We start from the raw sequence: 15,734 nt of genomic DNA on the forward strand, positions 1-15,734 counted from the left end.
CAATCAGTCGGCTTGTGCTGCTTCCGCCGGTTTGACTGCTTCTTCGTAAGAGACCGTCTTGTCGGTCACCTTAGCCTTCTGCAGAACAGTATCCACAACTTGTTCTTCCAGCACAACCGAACGTACTTCGTTCAGTTGCTGGTCGTTCTTGTAGTACCACGACACAACCTGCTCAGGCTCCTGGTAGGCCGAAGCCATTTCCTGGATCATCTCACGCACGCGGTCTTCATCAGGCTTGAGGTCGAATTGCTTGACCACTTCAGCCACGACCAGACCCAGTACAACGCGACGCTTGGCTTGCTCTTCGAACAGCTCGGCCGGCAGCTGGTCAGGCTTGACGTTGCCGCCAAACTGTTGAACAGCCTGTACGCGCAGACGGTCCACTTCGTTGGACAGCAGAGCCTTTGGCACTTCGATCGGGTTGGCGGCCAGCAGACCGTCCATGACCTGGTTCTTGACCTTGGACTTGATGGCCTGACGCAGCTCGCGTTCCATGTTCTTGCGAACTTCGGTGCGGAAGCCTTCGATGCCGGATTCCTTGATACCGAACTGAGCGAAGAACTCTTCGTTCAGCTCAGGCAGCTTGGGCTCGGACACGGTATTGACCGTAACGGTGAACTCGGCGGCCTTGCCGGCCAGGTCCAGGTTCTGGTAGTCAGCCGGGAATTCCAGGTTCAGCACGCGCTCTTCGCCGGCTTTGGCGCCAACCAGACCGTCTTCAAAACCCGGGATCATGCGGTTGGAGCCCAGCACCAGCTGAGTACCCTTGGCGGAGCCGCCAGCGAATGCTTCGCCGTCAACCTTGCCCACGAAATCGATGTTCAGTTGGTCTTCGTTCTGGGCGGCACGTTCGGCCACTTCAAAACGGGTGTTCTGCTTGCGCAGGATGTCGAGCATGTTGTCCAGGTCGGCATCAGCCACTTCGGCGCTCAGGCGCTCGATTTCGATACCGTCGAAACCGGCAACTTCGAACTCCGGGAACACTTCGAATACGGCAACGTATTCCAGGTCCTTGCCCGCTTCCAGGGACTTGGGTTCAATGGAAGGCGAGCCAGCCGGATTCAGCTTTTGTTCAACCACAGCTTCATAGAAGGAAGCCTGGATCACGTCACCTACCGCTTCCTGACGCGCATCAGCACCAAAACGGCGCTTGATTTCGCTCATTGGCACCTTGCCTGGACGGAAACCAGCGATCTTGGCTTTTTGGGCGGTCTGCTGCAGACGCTTGTTGACCGCAGTTTCGATACGCTCAGCCGGCACGGTGATGCTCATGCGGCGCTCGAGAGCAGTAGTATTTTCAACAGAAACTTGCATGGATATTCCTCGTTGCACAGACATTAGCCGGCCATTTCCGACCCCAATCAAGGGCATGCATTCTAGTGGGTCAAACTCAAGAAGTCACCCTGCTGAAAATGCGCGCGAAAACAGCCGCCGTTTTATCGGTACGAAGGCACTGACGGACTTCGCCCCGGTGACAAATACAGCCAATCGCGCCAGGGCTCTGCACCGCCTCTTCTATATAGCAAAGAGGCCATTCATCTCCCTGACGACCCTCCCTGCGGACAGGGACGGCAGGCAGCGCAGCATCATCGAGACACAAAAACGATGAAGCGCCCCGCCCTTGCGACCCAATACCTGCAGCCGCCGAATACTCGAACCGCCAAAACCAAAAAAGGCGCCAGACTGTTAAATCTGGCGCCTTTCGAATATGGGGTGGACGAAGGGGATCGAACCCTCGACAACGGGAGTCACAATCCCGTGCTCTACCAACTGAGCTACGCCCACCATCTTGCATCGACGAAGCACTCAAACAACTTCTTCGTCTGGCCTCATCAAGCCCAGTGGCTCAATGACGCTTGATTGGTGCGGATGAAGAGACTCGAACTCTTACGCCTCGCGGCGCTGGAACCTAAATCCAGTGTGTCTACCAATTCCACCACATCCGCGCTTGCAGCTCTTAAAGCAAAGGCGCCAGATGGTTAATCTGGCGCCTTTCAAAATATGGGGTGGACGAAGGGGATCGAACCCTCGACAACGGGAGTCACAATCCCGTGCTCTACCAACTGAGCTACGCCCACCATCTAGCGCTACTTGTGCCAAAGCTGCCTAATGGCGCACCCGGCAGGACTCGAACCTGCGACCATCCGCTTAGAAGGCGGATGCTCTATCCAGCTGAGCTACGGGCGCCTTATTAATCTGTACTCTTGGAGGATTACAAACTAAGTGCTTTCCAGCCTTGCAGAACAACGATTCTGCTCGACCTTCTTAACCAGTGCTAGGCTGTGCCCGACAAGTGCGACGAATAGTATAGAGGGCCCGGAAACCCGTCAAATCTTTTTTGAAAAAAACTGATTTTATTTAAGGGCTTAGGGCAATTTGCGGACCAAGCGCCTTTGCCCTCACGCCTCGGCGTGCGAGAATGCGCGCACTTTTCTTCCCCCTCTCGATGGTTAATCACGCGTAATGACTGCACAACTTATCGACGGCAAATCAATCGCCGCCAGCCTGCGCCAGCAGATTGCCAAACGCGTCACCGAGCGTCGCGAGCAAGGCCTGCGCACGCCGGGCCTCGCGGTGATCCTGGTGGGCAGCGATCCTGCCTCTCAGGTTTATGTCTCGCACAAGCGTAAAGACTGTGAAGAGGTCGGCTTTATTTCCAAGGCCTACGACTTGCCCAGCGACACCACTCAACAGGCGCTTACCGACCTGATTGACGGCCTCAACGACGACCCGCGCATCGACGGCATCCTGCTGCAGCTGCCACTGCCCGAACACCTGGACGCGTCCAAACTGCTCGAACGCATCCGCCCGGATAAAGACGTCGACGGCTTCCACCCTTATAACGTCGGTCGTCTGGCCCAGCGTATCCCGCTGCTGCGCCCGTGCACCCCGAAAGGCATCATGACGCTGCTCGAAAGCACCGGCATCGACCTCTACGGTCTCGATGCGGTAGTGGTCGGCGCCTCGAATATCGTTGGTCGCCCGATGGCGATGGAGCTGCTGCTGGCCGGCTGCACCGTTACCGTTACCCACCGTTTCACCAAGGATCTGGCCGGCCATGTCGGTCGCGCCGACCTGGTCGTGGTCGCCGCCGGCAAGCCTGGCCTGGTGAAAGGTGAGTGGATCAAACCAGGCGCCATCGTTATAGATGTGGGCATCAACCGTCAGGACGACGGCAAGCTGGTGGGCGACGTGGTGTATGACACCGCCCTGCCCCGCGCCGGCTGGATCACACCGGTACCGGGCGGTGTGGGCCCGATGACCCGCGCCTGCCTGCTGGAGAACACGCTGTACGCCGCAGAGACCCTGCACGGCTAATAACCTTGCGGACTGAAAAAGCCCTGCGTTATCGCGGGGTTTTTTATTGCCTGCTGAAAAACTGTTTTTTGTTATTTTTTAAGCACTTTCGTCTGGTTCTGGAAGAACATTCGACAGTTATTCATCCATACTCCTAGAATGTAACGTCATTTTTCTTACCAAGCCGTTTCCCCAACGGTATTTCATTACCTTTTAGCGAGTTCACCCGCGTGAAAATTCGTCTTTCTCTCGTCAGTCTTTTTTTCGCTTTGACAGGCACATTCGCCCACGCCGCCGAAACCACCCAGGCCCCGCGTGACACCTCCAAACTGCAGATCGCTTCCGGCAGCGCCATGCTGGTGGACTTGCAAACCAACAAAGTCATCTATTCCAGCAACCCCGACGTGGTGGTGCCCATCGCCTCGGTGAGCAAGCTGATGACCGGCCTGATCGTGCTGGAAGCCAAGCAGAACATGGACGAGTACATCGATATCAACATCACCGACACGCCGGAGATGAAAGGCGTGTTCTCCCGCGTGAAGATCGGCAGCCAGATGCCGCGCAAGGAAATGCTGCTGATCGCCCTGATGTCCTCGGAAAACCGCGCCGCCGCGAGCTTGGCGCACCACTATCCAGGGGGTTACGCAGCCTTTATCGCGGCGATGAATGCCAAGGCCAAGGCGCTGGGCATGACCAGCACCCATTATGTGGAGCCCACCGGCCTGTCGATCCACAACGTGTCGACCGCCCGCGACCTGAGCAAGCTGCTGGCCGCCGCACGGCATTACCCGCTGCTCAGCCAGTTGAGCACCACCAAGGAAAAGACCGTGTCGTTCCGCAAGCCCAACTACACCCTGGGCTTCTCCAACACCGACCACCTGATCAACCGCGCCAATTGGGACATCAAGCTGACCAAGACCGGTTTCACCAATCAGGCCGGCCACTGCCTGGTGCTGGTGACCAGCATGGGCAACCGCCCGGTGTCACTGGTGATCCTGGATGCGTTCGGCAAATTCACCCACTTTGCCGATGCCAGCCGTATTCGCAACTGGGTCGAGACCGGCAAGAGCGGTTCGGTGCCGGATGTGGCGCTGCGTTACAAGGCTGACAAGAATCTGAAAAGTCGTCCGAATGCGGCGCATGTGCAGCGCTGAATAACGCAGCAGGCTCCAATGTAGAAGCAGTTCCAACGGTGGGAGAGGGCTTGATCACTCCCACAGTTACTTGCAAGCCAACATTCTATTTATGTTCGGCCAACACTTTGAGCGCCTGGGCCGCTGCCTGCTCCTGCCCGGCCTGAGCGGTGGCATTGGCGGCGTCGCGCCAGCGCTGCGCATCGACATTCGCCGGTAACTGACTCGGGCGCTGGGTGACGATTGCCCAGCTCCCTGCGCTGTTCCATTTCGATTCGAAATCACTAAAGTCCATCAACAGACGCCGATTCATGCCCGAGCGCAGCAACACCGTGCTCTTCTGCTGGTTGAAGCCGACCACCACCACATACCGCGCGTCCGACCACAGCCCGCCACCCAGGCGCGCCATCACCGGGTAACCCGCCGCCACCTGCGCCAGCACCGCCGTCAGCCTGGCATCCAGCGGGTACACCATCAGCCCGTATTCACGCGCCAGCACCTGCATGTTGCGCGCAAGGTCCGCCTCGGCGCCGGGCAAGTGCAGCGGTTTATCCAGCAGCCCCGGTGTCATGACAATGCCTTGTTGCGACAGCATGCTGGCTAATGCCGTGGGACCGCTTTGATAGGCCTCGCTGCGAAAGGTCGGCACGCCGTTGAGTTCGACGCGTTCCGGCAGGCCCGCGAGCTTCGAGGGGTGCGAGGAACACGCCGCCAGCCCCAATGCACAGGCCAGCAACAAGGTGGGTTTCAGGTTCGAGGGTAACCGCAATTTTCTATTCTCTTGTTCAACCGCCGATGAGGGCTCAAATCATAGCCCAAACACGTGCCCACCACGGCCGTGGTTATAGCAAACGAGTTGGACGGCATGACCATTGGTCAATAACAGGCAACCGCCACGTCGCTACACTGTCAACCAAGAAGACCGAGTGTGCCCCGTGCGGGCGAGAGGAGGCCGGAATGAGCCTTGTAACAACCATTGCGATGTTGATCTGCGGTTGGCTGGCGGTAGCCGCCGCCATGTTGTGGGGGGTATTGCGCATTGCCCGTCGGCACCATCACCCCCACGCCACCCCCGTAAAGCCGCAAAAGGCGCGTTGCGCCACGCCTAGCCAGGCATGCAATTGAAGTCCTGAGTCGCTGCAACCTCCTTGCCGTGCCCATCCATCAGGGCTGCGCGCACGGCCGTGCCCAGGCTGGACTCCACCAGCGTGTAGTGCTCACCCGCCTTGAAATGCCTGTACTCGACCCGGCCCTGGCAGTCCTGCTGATTGTCGTCGCCCGCCGGCTCCTCGAATAACGTCACGTCCAGCCGATGATCCCCCGGTGTCACTTCGAAAAAGCGCCCGTCGTCCACGCGCTTGCCGTCCACCCGCTCGGCCATCAGGTCATTCGGCGTTTCTTCCTTCAGGCCGATCCACGCATCGCCCGGATCCGCCTTGGGGACGGGACCGGCGCAGGCCGAGAGCAATACGGCAACAACAGGAATCAAGCACAGCGTTTTCAATGACATGACAAAGCTCCAAAAAAGACAGTTGCGATGGGCAACAAGCTTGGAGAGCGGTCGTTCGCAGAACAAATGAATAGAGATGAAGCAATCTTAAGCCGCTGACTAAATCTTCCTTCATCTGGCTGAAAGGTGCGTGTTAGGTGGGTCGCTCAAGACTGCCGGGGTTTGCAATCCCGCCTTTTTGGAGAGTCACGCATGCTCGGGCTGGTAAAGACCGCACTGCACAAACCGTACACGTTCATCGTGTTGGCCATCGTCATTTGCATCATCGGGCCGATGGCGGCCCTGCGTACCCCCACCGATGTGTTCCCGGATATCGGCATCCCCGTGGTTGCGGTGGTATGGCAATACAACGGCCTGTCGCCGGACGCCATGGCCGGTCGGGTGATCTACACCTACGAACGCTCCTTGAGCACCACCGTCAACGACATCGAACATATCGAATCGCAATCGCTGCCCGGCATGGGCATCGTCAAGATTTTCTTCCAGCCCGGCGTGGATATCCGCACCGCCAACGCCCAGGTCACCGCCGTTTCGCAAACCGTGCTCAAGCAGATGCCACCGGGCATCACGCCGCCGCTGATCCTCAACTACAGCGCCTCCACGGTGCCGATCCTGCAAATGGCGTTTTCCAGCCCGAGCCTCTCGGAAGCGAAGATTCGCGACCTGGTGCAGAACAATATCCGCCTGCCCCTCAGCGCCCTGCCCGGCCTGGCCATGCCTACTCCCATGGGCGGCAGGCAGCGCCAGATCACCCTCGACCTGGACCCACAGGCCCTGGCCGCCAAAGGCCTGTCGGCGCAGGACGTGGGCACGGCCCTGGCGCTGCAGAACCAGATCATCCCGGTGGGCACCGCCAAGCTTGGCCCCAACGAATACACGATCCTGCTCAACAACAGCCCCAAGGCCATCGACGAACTCAACGACCTGCCGATCAAGACCGTCGACGGTGCGTTGATCACCATCGGCCAGGTGGCCCATGTGCGCGACGGCTCGCCGCCGCAGACCAACATCGTGCGCGTCGACGGCCACCGCGCGGTGCTGATGCCGGCGCTGAAAAACGGCAGCATCTCGACCCTGTCGATCATCGACGGCATCCGCCAGATGCTGCCGCGCATCAACGAAACCCTGCCGCCGTCGTTGAAGACTTCGCTGCTGGGCGACGCCTCGGTGTTCGTCAAGCAATCGGTGGGCAGCGTGGCCCGGGAAGGCATCATCGCCGCGCTGCTGACCAGCGCGATGATCCTGCTGTTCCTCGGCAGTTGGCGCTCCACGGTGATCATCGCCGCGTCTATTCCGCTGGCCGTGCTGTCGGCCATCGCGCTGCTCGCCGTCAGCGGGCAAACGCTCAACGTGATGACCCTCGGCGGGTTGGCGCTGGCGGTAGGGATTCTGGTGGACGACGCCACGGTGACCATCGAAAACATCAACTGGCACCTGGAACAGGGCAAGGCGGTGAAGACCGCGATCCTCGACGGCGCCGCGCAGATCGTCGGCCCGGCCTTCGTTTCGCTGCTGTGCATCTGCATCGTGTTCGTGCCGATGTTTCTGCTGCAAGGCATCGCCGGCTATCTGTTCCGGCCGATGGCGCTGGCGGTGATGTTCGCCATGGCCAGCTCGTTCATCCTCTCGCGCACTCTGGTGCCGACCCTGGCGATGTATTTGCTCAAGCCACACGCACCGGAGCCGGGCCCAGGCCATCACCCGGAAGACGCCTTCATCAATCACCATGAGGGCGAGCATCACCCGCAGCCGCGCCATCGTGTGCTGCAATTGGTGGTGAATGTCCAGCAGGGCTTCGAGCGCCACTTCTCGAACCTGCGCGATACCTACCATGGCCTGCTGACGCTCGCCCTGGGCCGGCGCAAGCACTTTATCGCAGGCTTCCTCGCCTGCGTGCTGGCCTCGTTTCTGCTGCTGCCGAGCCTGGGCGAAGACTTCTTCCCCGCCACCGATGCCGGTGCCCTGGCACTTCACGTGCGCCTGCCGCTGGGCACGCGCATCGAAGAAAGCGCGGCCGCGTTCGACCGCATTGAAGCGCGCATTCGCCAAGTGATCCCGGCCACGGAGCTGGACACTATCGTCGACAATATCGGCATACCGCTCAGCGGCATCGACATGACCTACAGCAGCAGCGGCACCATCGGCCCGCAGGACGGCGATATTCAGGTCAGCCTGAAAAAGGATCACGCGCCCACCGCCGACTACGTCAAACAACTGCGCGAAGCCTTGCCGCAAAGCTTCCCCGGCAGCCAGTTCGCGTTCCTGCCTGCGGACATCAGCAGCCAGATCCTCAACTTCGGCACGCCGGCGCCCCTGGACATTAAAATCTCCGGGCGAAGCGATGCCGAAAACCGCGCCTATGCCGTGGCACTTGAGCGTCGCTTGCAGCATGTGCCGGGCATCGCCGACCTGCGCCTGCAGCAGTCCACCGGCTATCCGTCGTTGCAGGTGAATGTCGACCGCCTGCGCGCCAATGGCCTGGGCATCACGGAAAAGGACGTGACCAACAGCATGGTGGCATCGCTGGCCGGCAGCTCCCAGGTGGCGCCGACGTTCTGGCTCAACCCGGCCAATGGCGTATCGTATTCGATTGTGGCAGCGACGCCGCAATACCGCCTCGACAGCTTGCCGGCGCTCGAAGCGCTGCCGGTGACCGGCGCCGACGGCCAGTCGCAGATCCTCGGCGGTGTTGCCAGCATTTCCCGCACCCACAGCCCGGCCGTGGTGACCCACTACAACATCCAGCCGACCCTGGACCTCTACGCCAACGTGCAGGGCCGTGACCTCGGCGGCGTCGCCCGTGACGTACAAACCGTACTGGACGACACCGCACACCTGCGCCCCAAAGGCGCGACGATCAGCCTGCACGGGCAGATCGACGCACTGCACGAAGCCTTCACCGGCTTGAGCGTCGGCCTGCTCGGCGCGGTGCTGCTGATCTACCTGCTGATCGTGGTCAACTTCCAGTCCTGGGCCGACCCGTTCGTGATCATCACTGCCTTGCCGGCCGCGCTGGCCGGCATTGTGTGGATGCTGTTCCTCAGCGGCACATCGCTGTCGGTGCCGGCACTCACTGGCGCGATCCTGTGCATGGGCGTGGCCACTGCCAACTCGATCCTGGTGGTGAGCTTCTGCCGTGAGCGCCTGGCCGCCCATGGCGATGCGTTGAAGGCCGCGCTGGAGGCGGGCTACACACGCTTTCGCCCGGTATGCATGACCGCCCTGGCGATGATCATCGGCATGTTGCCCCTGGCGCTTTCCCAGGAGCAAAACGCGCCCTTGGGCCGCGCCGTCATTGGCGGCCTGATCTTCGCCACCGTCGCCACCCTGTTATTCGTTCCCGTGGTTTTCAGCCTGGTCCACGGGCCCCACCCTACTCGCGCCACTGCCGGAGAAACCCCTCATGTCGTCTGATCACAACCCCTCGCGCAAGCGTTTGATGCTCCTGGGCGTTGGCGGCCTGACCCTGGCCGCCCTGCTGGTCGCCAACGGCTTGCACGCGCGCGCGCTGCACGCACGGTCGGTCAGCGCCTGGACCGAAACCGCCGCCATCGCGCAGGTAAGCGTGGTGCAACCCGAACGCAGCGCCGCCGGCGACACCCTGCGCTTGCCCGCGCACCTGGAGGCCTGGAGCAAGGCGCCGATCCATGCGCGGGTCAGCGGCTACCTCAAGGACTGGAAAGTCGATATCGGCAGCCGGGTCAAGGCCGGGCAGGTGCTCGCCGACATCGACAGCCCGGACCTGGACCAGCAATTGGCGCAAACCCATGCGCGCCTGGTCCAGCAGCAAGCCAATGCACGCCTGGCGGCCACCACCGCCACGCGCTGGCAACACCTGCTGGCGAGCCATTCGGTGTCGCGCCAGGAAGCCGACGAGAAAACCTCGGATGCGGCGGCGGCCAAGGCCAACGCCCAAGCCGCCGCGGCCGACTATGCGCGACTGTGTGCACTGGAAAACTACAAGACCCTGCGCGCACCGTTCGCCGGCATCATCACCGCGCGCAACACCGATATCGGCCAGTTGATCAAGGCCGATACCGACAGCAACCTGGCCTTGTTCAACCTCGCCGACACGCACCAATTGCGCTTGTATGTACCGGTGCCGCAGAACTACGCGGCGGTTATCCATCCCGGCCTGCAAGCCGAACTGACGGTGCCCGAGCATCCCGGTGAACACTTCAACGCGCGCCTGATCGGCGACTCCACCGCCATCGACCGCCGCTCCGGCACGCTGCTCGCGCAGTTCGTCGTCGATAACCCCGACGACGCGTTGCTGCCCGGTGATTACGCCGAAGCCACCCTGCCGGTTCCGGCCGATACCCACGGCGTGAGCATCCCCGCCAGCGCGTTGATCTTCCGCGCCCAGGGCACTCAGGTGGCGCTGCTGGATGCGCAGAACCGTGTGCACTTGCAAGGCATTCATATCGGCCTCGACCTGGGCGCACGGCTGGTGATCGATCAAGGGCTCAACCCCGCCGACCGCGTGGTCGACAACCCGCCCGATGCCTTGCGCGAAGGCGATCCGGTGCAACTGGCCGCTGTCGCGGGAGGTGCGCATTCGGCGTGAATCAGTTGTGGCGTTGATGCTGCTGGCGTTGCAGGGTTGCTCGATGGCGCCGGCCTACAAGGTGCCGACGGTGGATCTGCCGGCGGATTACCGCGAGGGGCCGTGGCACAGCGCACAGCCGTCCGACCGAGTGACGCCGCAATGGTGGACGCTCTACAACGATGCGCGTCTTGATGACCTGCAGCAGCGACTGCTCCAGGCCAACCCGGACCTGGCGGCGGCGCTCGCGCATTACGACGCGGCCCAGGCGTATGCCAGCCAGTTGCATGCCGGACTGTTCCCGCAGATCAGCGCCAGCGCACAGCCGCTGCGCCAGCGGCAGTCGGATTCGCGGCCGCTGCGCGGGGGTACGCAGCCGTCGGTGTACAACAGCGATACGGCCGGATTTTCCCTGAGCTACGACCTGGACCTGTGGGGCAGAATCCGCAACCAGGTGGCCGCGGGTGATGCCCAGGCGCAAGCGTCCGGGGATGAGCTGGCGATGGCGCGCTTGAGTCTGCAGCAGCGGCTGGCGACCCTGTATGTGCAGCTCGACGGATTGGATGCGCAAAGCCGGATTCTTCAGCGTTCGCTGGATGACTTCAGCCAGGCGCTGCAACTGACGCGCAGTCGCTATGCAGGCCAGATCGCTTCAGCGCTGGACCTGACGCGCGCGCAAAGTCAGCTGGCAGAGGCCAGGGCGCAACTGGATGAAGTGCGCGGCCAACGCAACCTTGTCGAACATGCCATCGGTGAGCTGGTGGGTGTGGCGGCGAGTGATTTTTCCTTGTCGCCCAGCCCGCATCTGATCGCCCTGCCGCAGATTCCTGCGCAACTGCCCAGCCACCTGCTGCAACGTCGCCCCGACATTGCGGCAGCGGAGCGTCGCGTGTTTGCGGCCAACGCAACGATCGGCGTGGCCAGAGCGGCGTGGTACCCGGATTTCAGCTTGACCGGCTTGATCGGCGGACAGACCCAGGGCGTTGGCAACCTGCTGTCTGCCAGCAATCGTTACTGGGCACTGGGACCGCTGGTGAACCTGCCGATCTTCGACGGCGGGCGCTTGAGCGCCAATGAGCGCCAGGCCAAAGCCGAGTTCGAAGAGGCCTCGGCGCAGTACCGCAGCCAGGTGCTGAAGGCCGTGCGCGAGGTGGAAGACAACCTGGCGCAACTGCGCGACTTGCAGCGCCAGGCCGAGGATGAACAGGCCGCGGCAGATGCGGCGCAGCACACCCAGGCGCTGGCAATGAACAGCTATCAGGCGGGCGCGGTGAGTTACCTGGATGTGGTGACCGCGCAGACTGCGGCATTGCAGGCCCAACGGGCGTTGCAGGCGGTGCAGACGCGGCAGTTACAGGCAAGTGTGGGGCTAGTCACCGCCCTCGGCGGCGGCTGGCAAACTGGCACGCTTTAAAGCCAAACGCTGCTTCAAATGCGGGAGGGGGCTTGCTCCCGATTGCAGCAGGTCAGCTAATACAAGTGTGACTGACCCACCGCTATCGGGAGCAAGCCCCCTCCCACAGGTTTTGCGCCAGACGCACTAGGTGTGAACACCGCTGGATTCATGTGGGCTTGCTTCTGATGGCAGCGGGTCAGTTGATACATGTGTCGCTGACCCACCGCTATCGGGAGCAAGCCCCCTCCCACGGTTTTGCGCCAGACGCACTAGGTGTGAACACCGCTGGACTCATGTGGGCTTGCTTCTGATGGCAGCGGGTCAGTTGATACATGTGTCGCTGACCCACAGGCTCTGCGCCAGACACACTATGTATGAACACCGCTGGCCCCCTGTGGGAGGGGGCTTGCTCCCGATGGCGCCCTTCCAGACACATCCTGCCAAAAGCCTGCCGATCAAGCTCAGCCGCAGCACCTAGCCTTTCTTGAACACCCATGCAGAGAGGCCAGGGAATGCCTGATCTACCCGCGTCACACCGCCTGCGCATCGGCCGATTCAGCGAGCCGGACCGCATCTACCTCATCACCACCAATACCCACGAACGCATACCCATTTTCAGCGATTTCCAGCTGGGCCGTCTGGTTGTCCGGCAGATGCGGATCGCTCAGTTCCAAGGCCTGGCGCAGTCCCTCGCCTGGGTGATCATGCCCGATCACTTTCACTGGATTATCGAGCTGCAAAAAGGCTCGCTGGCGGACCTGATGTGCCAGGTAAAATCCAAAAGCACCCGCACGGTTAACGGCGCGAGCGGGCGCAAGGGCCGCCTTTGGCAGGAGAGTTTCCATGACCGGGCGCTGCGCAAGGAGGATGACCTGGTGAAAATGGCGCGGTATGTGGTGGCCAATCCCCTGCGGTCCGGGCTGGTGCGCAGAATTGGCGACTACCCGCTGTGGGACGCGATATGGCTGTAGCGCCGCGAGCCCCCTTCAGCCTTTTTTAACTGCATTCCTGGCTTAAACACTAACTCCCACTCACAGCCTTATCCGAAACTTCGTACACTGCCCGCCCTACTCCTTGATTGGTATTGCACAATGTTGATCAAAAAAGCCCTCACCACCGTCGCGCTGCTGGCTTCTCTGCTGGGCGCTGCGTCAGCTTTCGCCCACGCGCACCTGAAAAGCTCGGAGCCTGAGGCGGACAGCAGCGTCGCAGCGCCCAAGGATCTGCGTCTGACGTTCACCGAAGGCGTTGAAGCCACGTTCACCAAAGTTTCACTGAGCAAGGACGGCACCGAAGTCGCGATCAAAGGCCTGGAGACACCGGATAAAGACAAGAAGGTGTTGGTCGTGACACCCGCTGCGCCGCTGGCGGCCGGCAACTACAAGGTGGTGTGGAACGCCGTCTCCGTCGACACCCACAAGAGCAACGGTGAATACAGCTTCAAGGTCGGCCAATAATCCATGGCAACGCTGCTGGTGCTGTGCCGTTTCGTGCATTTCATCGTCGTGCTGTTGATGTTCGGGGCCTGCGCGTTCAGGCCCTGGCTGCTGGGCACGCACGCGCAACCGGCATTGGACCGGCAACTGCTGCGCATCAACCGTGGCCTGGCCTGGCTGGGGCTCGGTTCGGGCGTGGTGTGGCTGTTGTTGATCACCGCGAGCATGGCCGGTAACTGGGACGCGGCCCTGCAACCGGCAACGGTGCAACGGGTACTGGGCAAGACCTTCTTTGGCCAGGTGTGGGTGTGGCATCTGTTGCTGAACCTGCTGGCGGTGATCGCGCTGATCAAACCTTGGCCGGTGCTGCGCCTGCCATTGCTCGCGCTGTTACTGGCAACCCTTGCACCCGTGGGCCACGGCGCGATGCTCGACGGCCTCAGCGGGCAGTTGCTGATCCTCAATCAGGTGGTGCACCTTGTGTGCGTCGGCGCCTGGCTCGGGGGTTTAATGTTGCTGGTGCTGATACTGCGCTCCCCAACGCCGGCACTGGAGCCGATCCTGCGGCGCTTCAGCGGCGTCGGTTATGGCCTGGTGGCCGGCCTGCTGGTGACGGGTTTGATCAACGTGCGCGTACTGACCGGGCAACTGTGGCCGACACCGTTGTTCAGCGGGTTCGCGCTGATTTTGTTGATCAAGGTGCTGCTGGTGCTCGGCATGCTGGGGTTGGCATTGCTGAACCGTTTGCGCCTGGAGCACTGCGAGCAGCGCGTGAGCGCGTTGAAAGCCAGTGTGACGCTGGAATGGTTACTCGGTGTTTCAGCAGTGGCAACGGTTTCCCTGTTGGGCACCCTTCCGCCAATGACCATGGCTGGCTGAATCACGCCTCCGGACCTTGAAGGCGCTCACGGACAGTTTATTTGGTCATCGTACAACTTCCGCTTGACACACCCAGCAAACCCCGCAAATATCCGCCCCAATGTTGTACGACAACGTATAACAAATAATAAAAACAACAAAAGAAAATGGGAGCTTCACTGTGAGTCAATTCGCCCGCAATTCCTCCTCGCACCTCGGTCTCATCAGCCTCGCCAGCCTTGCATTAACCCTGCCCCTTACCGCCCAGGCGGATGGGTTTCTCGACGACGCCAAGGCCTCTCTCAACCTGCGCAACGCCTACTTCAACCGCAATTTCACCAACCCGGACAACCCCCAGGCCAAGGCTGAAGAGTGGACGCAGAACTTCATTCTCGACGCCAAGTCTGGCTTCACCCAGGGCACCGTGGGTTTCGGGCTGGATGTGCTGGGCCTGTACTCGCAGAAGCTCGACGGCGGCAAAGGCACCGCCGGCACGCAACTGCTGCCGGTGCACAGCGACGGCCGCCCGGCGGATAACTTCGGGCGCCTGGGCGTGGCCCTGAAAACCCGGCTGTCGAAGACTGAACTGAAGGTCGGCGAATGGATGCCGGTGCTGCCGATTCTGCGCTCCGACGATGGCCGCTCCCTGCCGCAAACCTTTCGCGGCGGTCAGGTCACCTCCAACGAAATTGCCGGGCTGACCCTCTACGGCGGCCAGTTTCGCGGCAACAGCCCGCGCAACGATGCGAGCATGGAAGACATGTTCATGAACGGCAAAGCGGCGTTCACCTCCGACCGCTTCAACTTCGGCGGCGGCGAATACACCTTCAACGACAAGCGCACCCAGGTCGGCCTGTGGTACGCCGAACTCAGCGATATCTACCAGCAGCAATACCTCAACCTCACCCACAGCCAGCCCGTGGGCGACTGGACCCTGGGCGCCAATCTCGGCTTCTTCAACGGCAAGGAAGACGGCAGCGCCCTGGCCGGTGACCTCGACAACAAAACCGTCTCCGCGCTGTTCTCGGCCAGGTACCAGGGCCACACCTTCTACGTGGGCCTGCAGAAACTCACCGGCGACAGCGTGTGGATGCGCGTCAACGGCACCAGCGGCGGCACCCTGGTCAACGACAGCTACAACTCCAGCTACGACAACGCCAGGGAGAAATCCTGGCAGGTGCGGCATGACTTCAACTTCGTGGTGCTGGGCGTACCGGGGCTGACCTTGATGAACCGCTACATCAGCGGCAGCAACGTGCACACCGGGGCGATCACCGATGGCAAGGAATGGGGACGCGAGTCCGAGTTGGCCTACACCGTACAAAGCGGCGCGCTGAAGAACCTGAATGTGCGCTGGCGCAACTCGACCATGCGTCGGGATTACAGCACCAACGAGTTCGATGAAAACCGGCTGTTTGTGAGCTATCCGATTTCCCTGCTGTAACACTCAATCTCCCACTCACCGGGATCCCCTGTGGAAGGGGGCCTGCTCTCGATAGCGGTGTGTCAGCAAGTGCATGCGTCACTGACGCACCGCTATCGAGAGCAAGCCCCCTCC

At 61.4% G+C, this 15,734-nt stretch carries 13 protein-coding genes and 4 tRNA genes; 10 read left to right on the plus strand and 7 right to left on the minus strand.

The genetic code is table 11. The features are described 5' to 3' along the window. Positions 1-3: 3 nt before the first annotated feature. The 5 genes from tig to VRB54_RS15075 form a co-directional block, all read right to left on the minus strand. The gene (tig, locus tag VRB54_RS15055; protein WP_057007596.1) at positions 4-1,314 is read right to left on the minus strand and encodes a trigger factor; all 1,311 of its coding nucleotides are present in this window, start codon (positions 1,312-1,314) and stop codon (positions 4-6) included. A 395-nt stretch (positions 1,315-1,709) separates the two neighbouring features. After that, positions 1,710-1,785 (minus strand) — tRNA-His (locus VRB54_RS15060). Positions 1,786-1,861: 76 nt separating this feature from the next. Next, a tRNA-Leu gene (locus VRB54_RS15065) sits at positions 1,862-1,946 on the minus strand. Between the two features lie 56 nt (positions 1,947-2,002). Further along, positions 2,003-2,078, minus strand: a tRNA-His gene (locus VRB54_RS15070). A 32-nt stretch (positions 2,079-2,110) separates the two neighbouring features. After that, positions 2,111-2,187: transfer RNA gene (locus VRB54_RS15075), tRNA-Arg, on the minus strand. A gap of 276 nt (positions 2,188-2,463) precedes the next feature. Here VRB54_RS15075 and folD point away from each other — a divergent pair. Further along, positions 2,464-3,318 (plus strand): bifunctional methylenetetrahydrofolate dehydrogenase/methenyltetrahydrofolate cyclohydrolase FolD, encoded by an 855-nt coding sequence (gene folD / locus VRB54_RS15080; protein ID WP_338477830.1) that lies wholly within the window; start codon positions 2,464-2,466, stop codon positions 3,316-3,318. Positions 3,319-3,527: 209 nt separating this feature from the next. After that, the gene (gene pbpG / locus VRB54_RS15085; RefSeq protein ID WP_209983012.1) at positions 3,528-4,451 is read left to right on the plus strand and encodes a D-alanyl-D-alanine endopeptidase; all 924 of its coding nucleotides are present in this window, start codon (positions 3,528-3,530) and stop codon (positions 4,449-4,451) included. 85 nt (positions 4,452-4,536) lie between these two features. Here pbpG and VRB54_RS15090 read toward each other — a convergent pair whose 3' ends face one another. After that, positions 4,537-5,199 carry a peptidase C39 family protein gene (locus VRB54_RS15090; protein ID WP_338477831.1) on the minus strand — a complete coding sequence of 221 codons (663 nt, stop codon included), beginning with the start codon at positions 5,197-5,199 and terminating at the stop codon, positions 4,537-4,539. Between the two features lie 188 nt (positions 5,200-5,387). Here VRB54_RS15090 and VRB54_RS15095 point away from each other — a divergent pair, with 188 nt between their 5' ends. Further along, positions 5,388-5,555: a hypothetical protein gene (locus tag VRB54_RS15095; protein WP_163001008.1), complete on the plus strand. Its 168-nt coding sequence runs from the start codon at positions 5,388-5,390 to the stop codon at positions 5,553-5,555. On the opposite strand, the gene VRB54_RS15100 is transcribed toward VRB54_RS15095, so the two are convergent. Beyond that, on the minus strand, positions 5,536-5,940 hold the full coding sequence (locus tag VRB54_RS15100) for a hypothetical protein (protein WP_338477832.1): 405 nt from the start codon (positions 5,938-5,940) through the stop codon (positions 5,536-5,538). The two genes, VRB54_RS15095 and VRB54_RS15100, sit on opposite strands and share 20 nt — an antisense overlap. Before the next feature lie 192 nt (positions 5,941-6,132). Here VRB54_RS15100 and VRB54_RS15105 point away from each other — a divergent pair, with 192 nt between their 5' ends. From VRB54_RS15105 to VRB54_RS15135, 7 genes are all read left to right on the plus strand, one after another. Then, on the plus strand, positions 6,133-9,354 hold the full coding sequence (locus tag VRB54_RS15105) for an efflux RND transporter permease subunit (protein ID WP_338477833.1): 3,222 nt from the start codon (positions 6,133-6,135) through the stop codon (positions 9,352-9,354). After that, complete coding sequence (locus VRB54_RS15110) at positions 9,344-10,507, plus strand: efflux RND transporter periplasmic adaptor subunit (protein ID WP_338477834.1); 1,164 nt, start codon at positions 9,344-9,346, stop codon at positions 10,505-10,507. The genes VRB54_RS15105 and VRB54_RS15110 overlap by 11 nt, the downstream gene beginning before the upstream one ends. Positions 10,508-10,523: 16 nt before the next feature. Beyond that, the gene (locus tag VRB54_RS15115; protein WP_422396110.1) at positions 10,524-11,900 is read left to right on the plus strand and encodes an efflux transporter outer membrane subunit; all 1,377 of its coding nucleotides are present in this window, start codon (positions 10,524-10,526) and stop codon (positions 11,898-11,900) included. 494 nt (positions 11,901-12,394) lie between these two features. Then, on the plus strand, positions 12,395-12,853 hold the full coding sequence (locus tag VRB54_RS15120) for an REP-associated tyrosine transposase (protein WP_338477835.1): 459 nt from the start codon (positions 12,395-12,397) through the stop codon (positions 12,851-12,853). A gap of 120 nt (positions 12,854-12,973) precedes the next feature. Further along, positions 12,974-13,339 carry a copper homeostasis periplasmic binding protein CopC gene (gene copC / locus VRB54_RS15125; RefSeq protein ID WP_338477836.1) on the plus strand — a complete coding sequence of 122 codons (366 nt, stop codon included), beginning with the start codon at positions 12,974-12,976 and terminating at the stop codon, positions 13,337-13,339. 3 nt (positions 13,340-13,342) lie between these two features. After that, complete coding sequence (copD, locus tag VRB54_RS15130) at positions 13,343-14,197, plus strand: copper homeostasis membrane protein CopD (RefSeq protein WP_338477837.1); 855 nt, start codon at positions 13,343-13,345, stop codon at positions 14,195-14,197. A gap of 160 nt (positions 14,198-14,357) precedes the next feature. Next, complete coding sequence (locus VRB54_RS15135) at positions 14,358-15,620, plus strand: OprD family porin (protein ID WP_338477838.1); 1,263 nt, start codon at positions 14,358-14,360, stop codon at positions 15,618-15,620. Positions 15,621-15,734 lie beyond the last annotated feature (114 nt).

Source organism: Pseudomonas trivialis, assembly GCF_036864995.1.
Classification (GTDB): Bacteria; Pseudomonadota; Gammaproteobacteria; order Pseudomonadales; family Pseudomonadaceae; genus Aquipseudomonas; species Aquipseudomonas trivialis.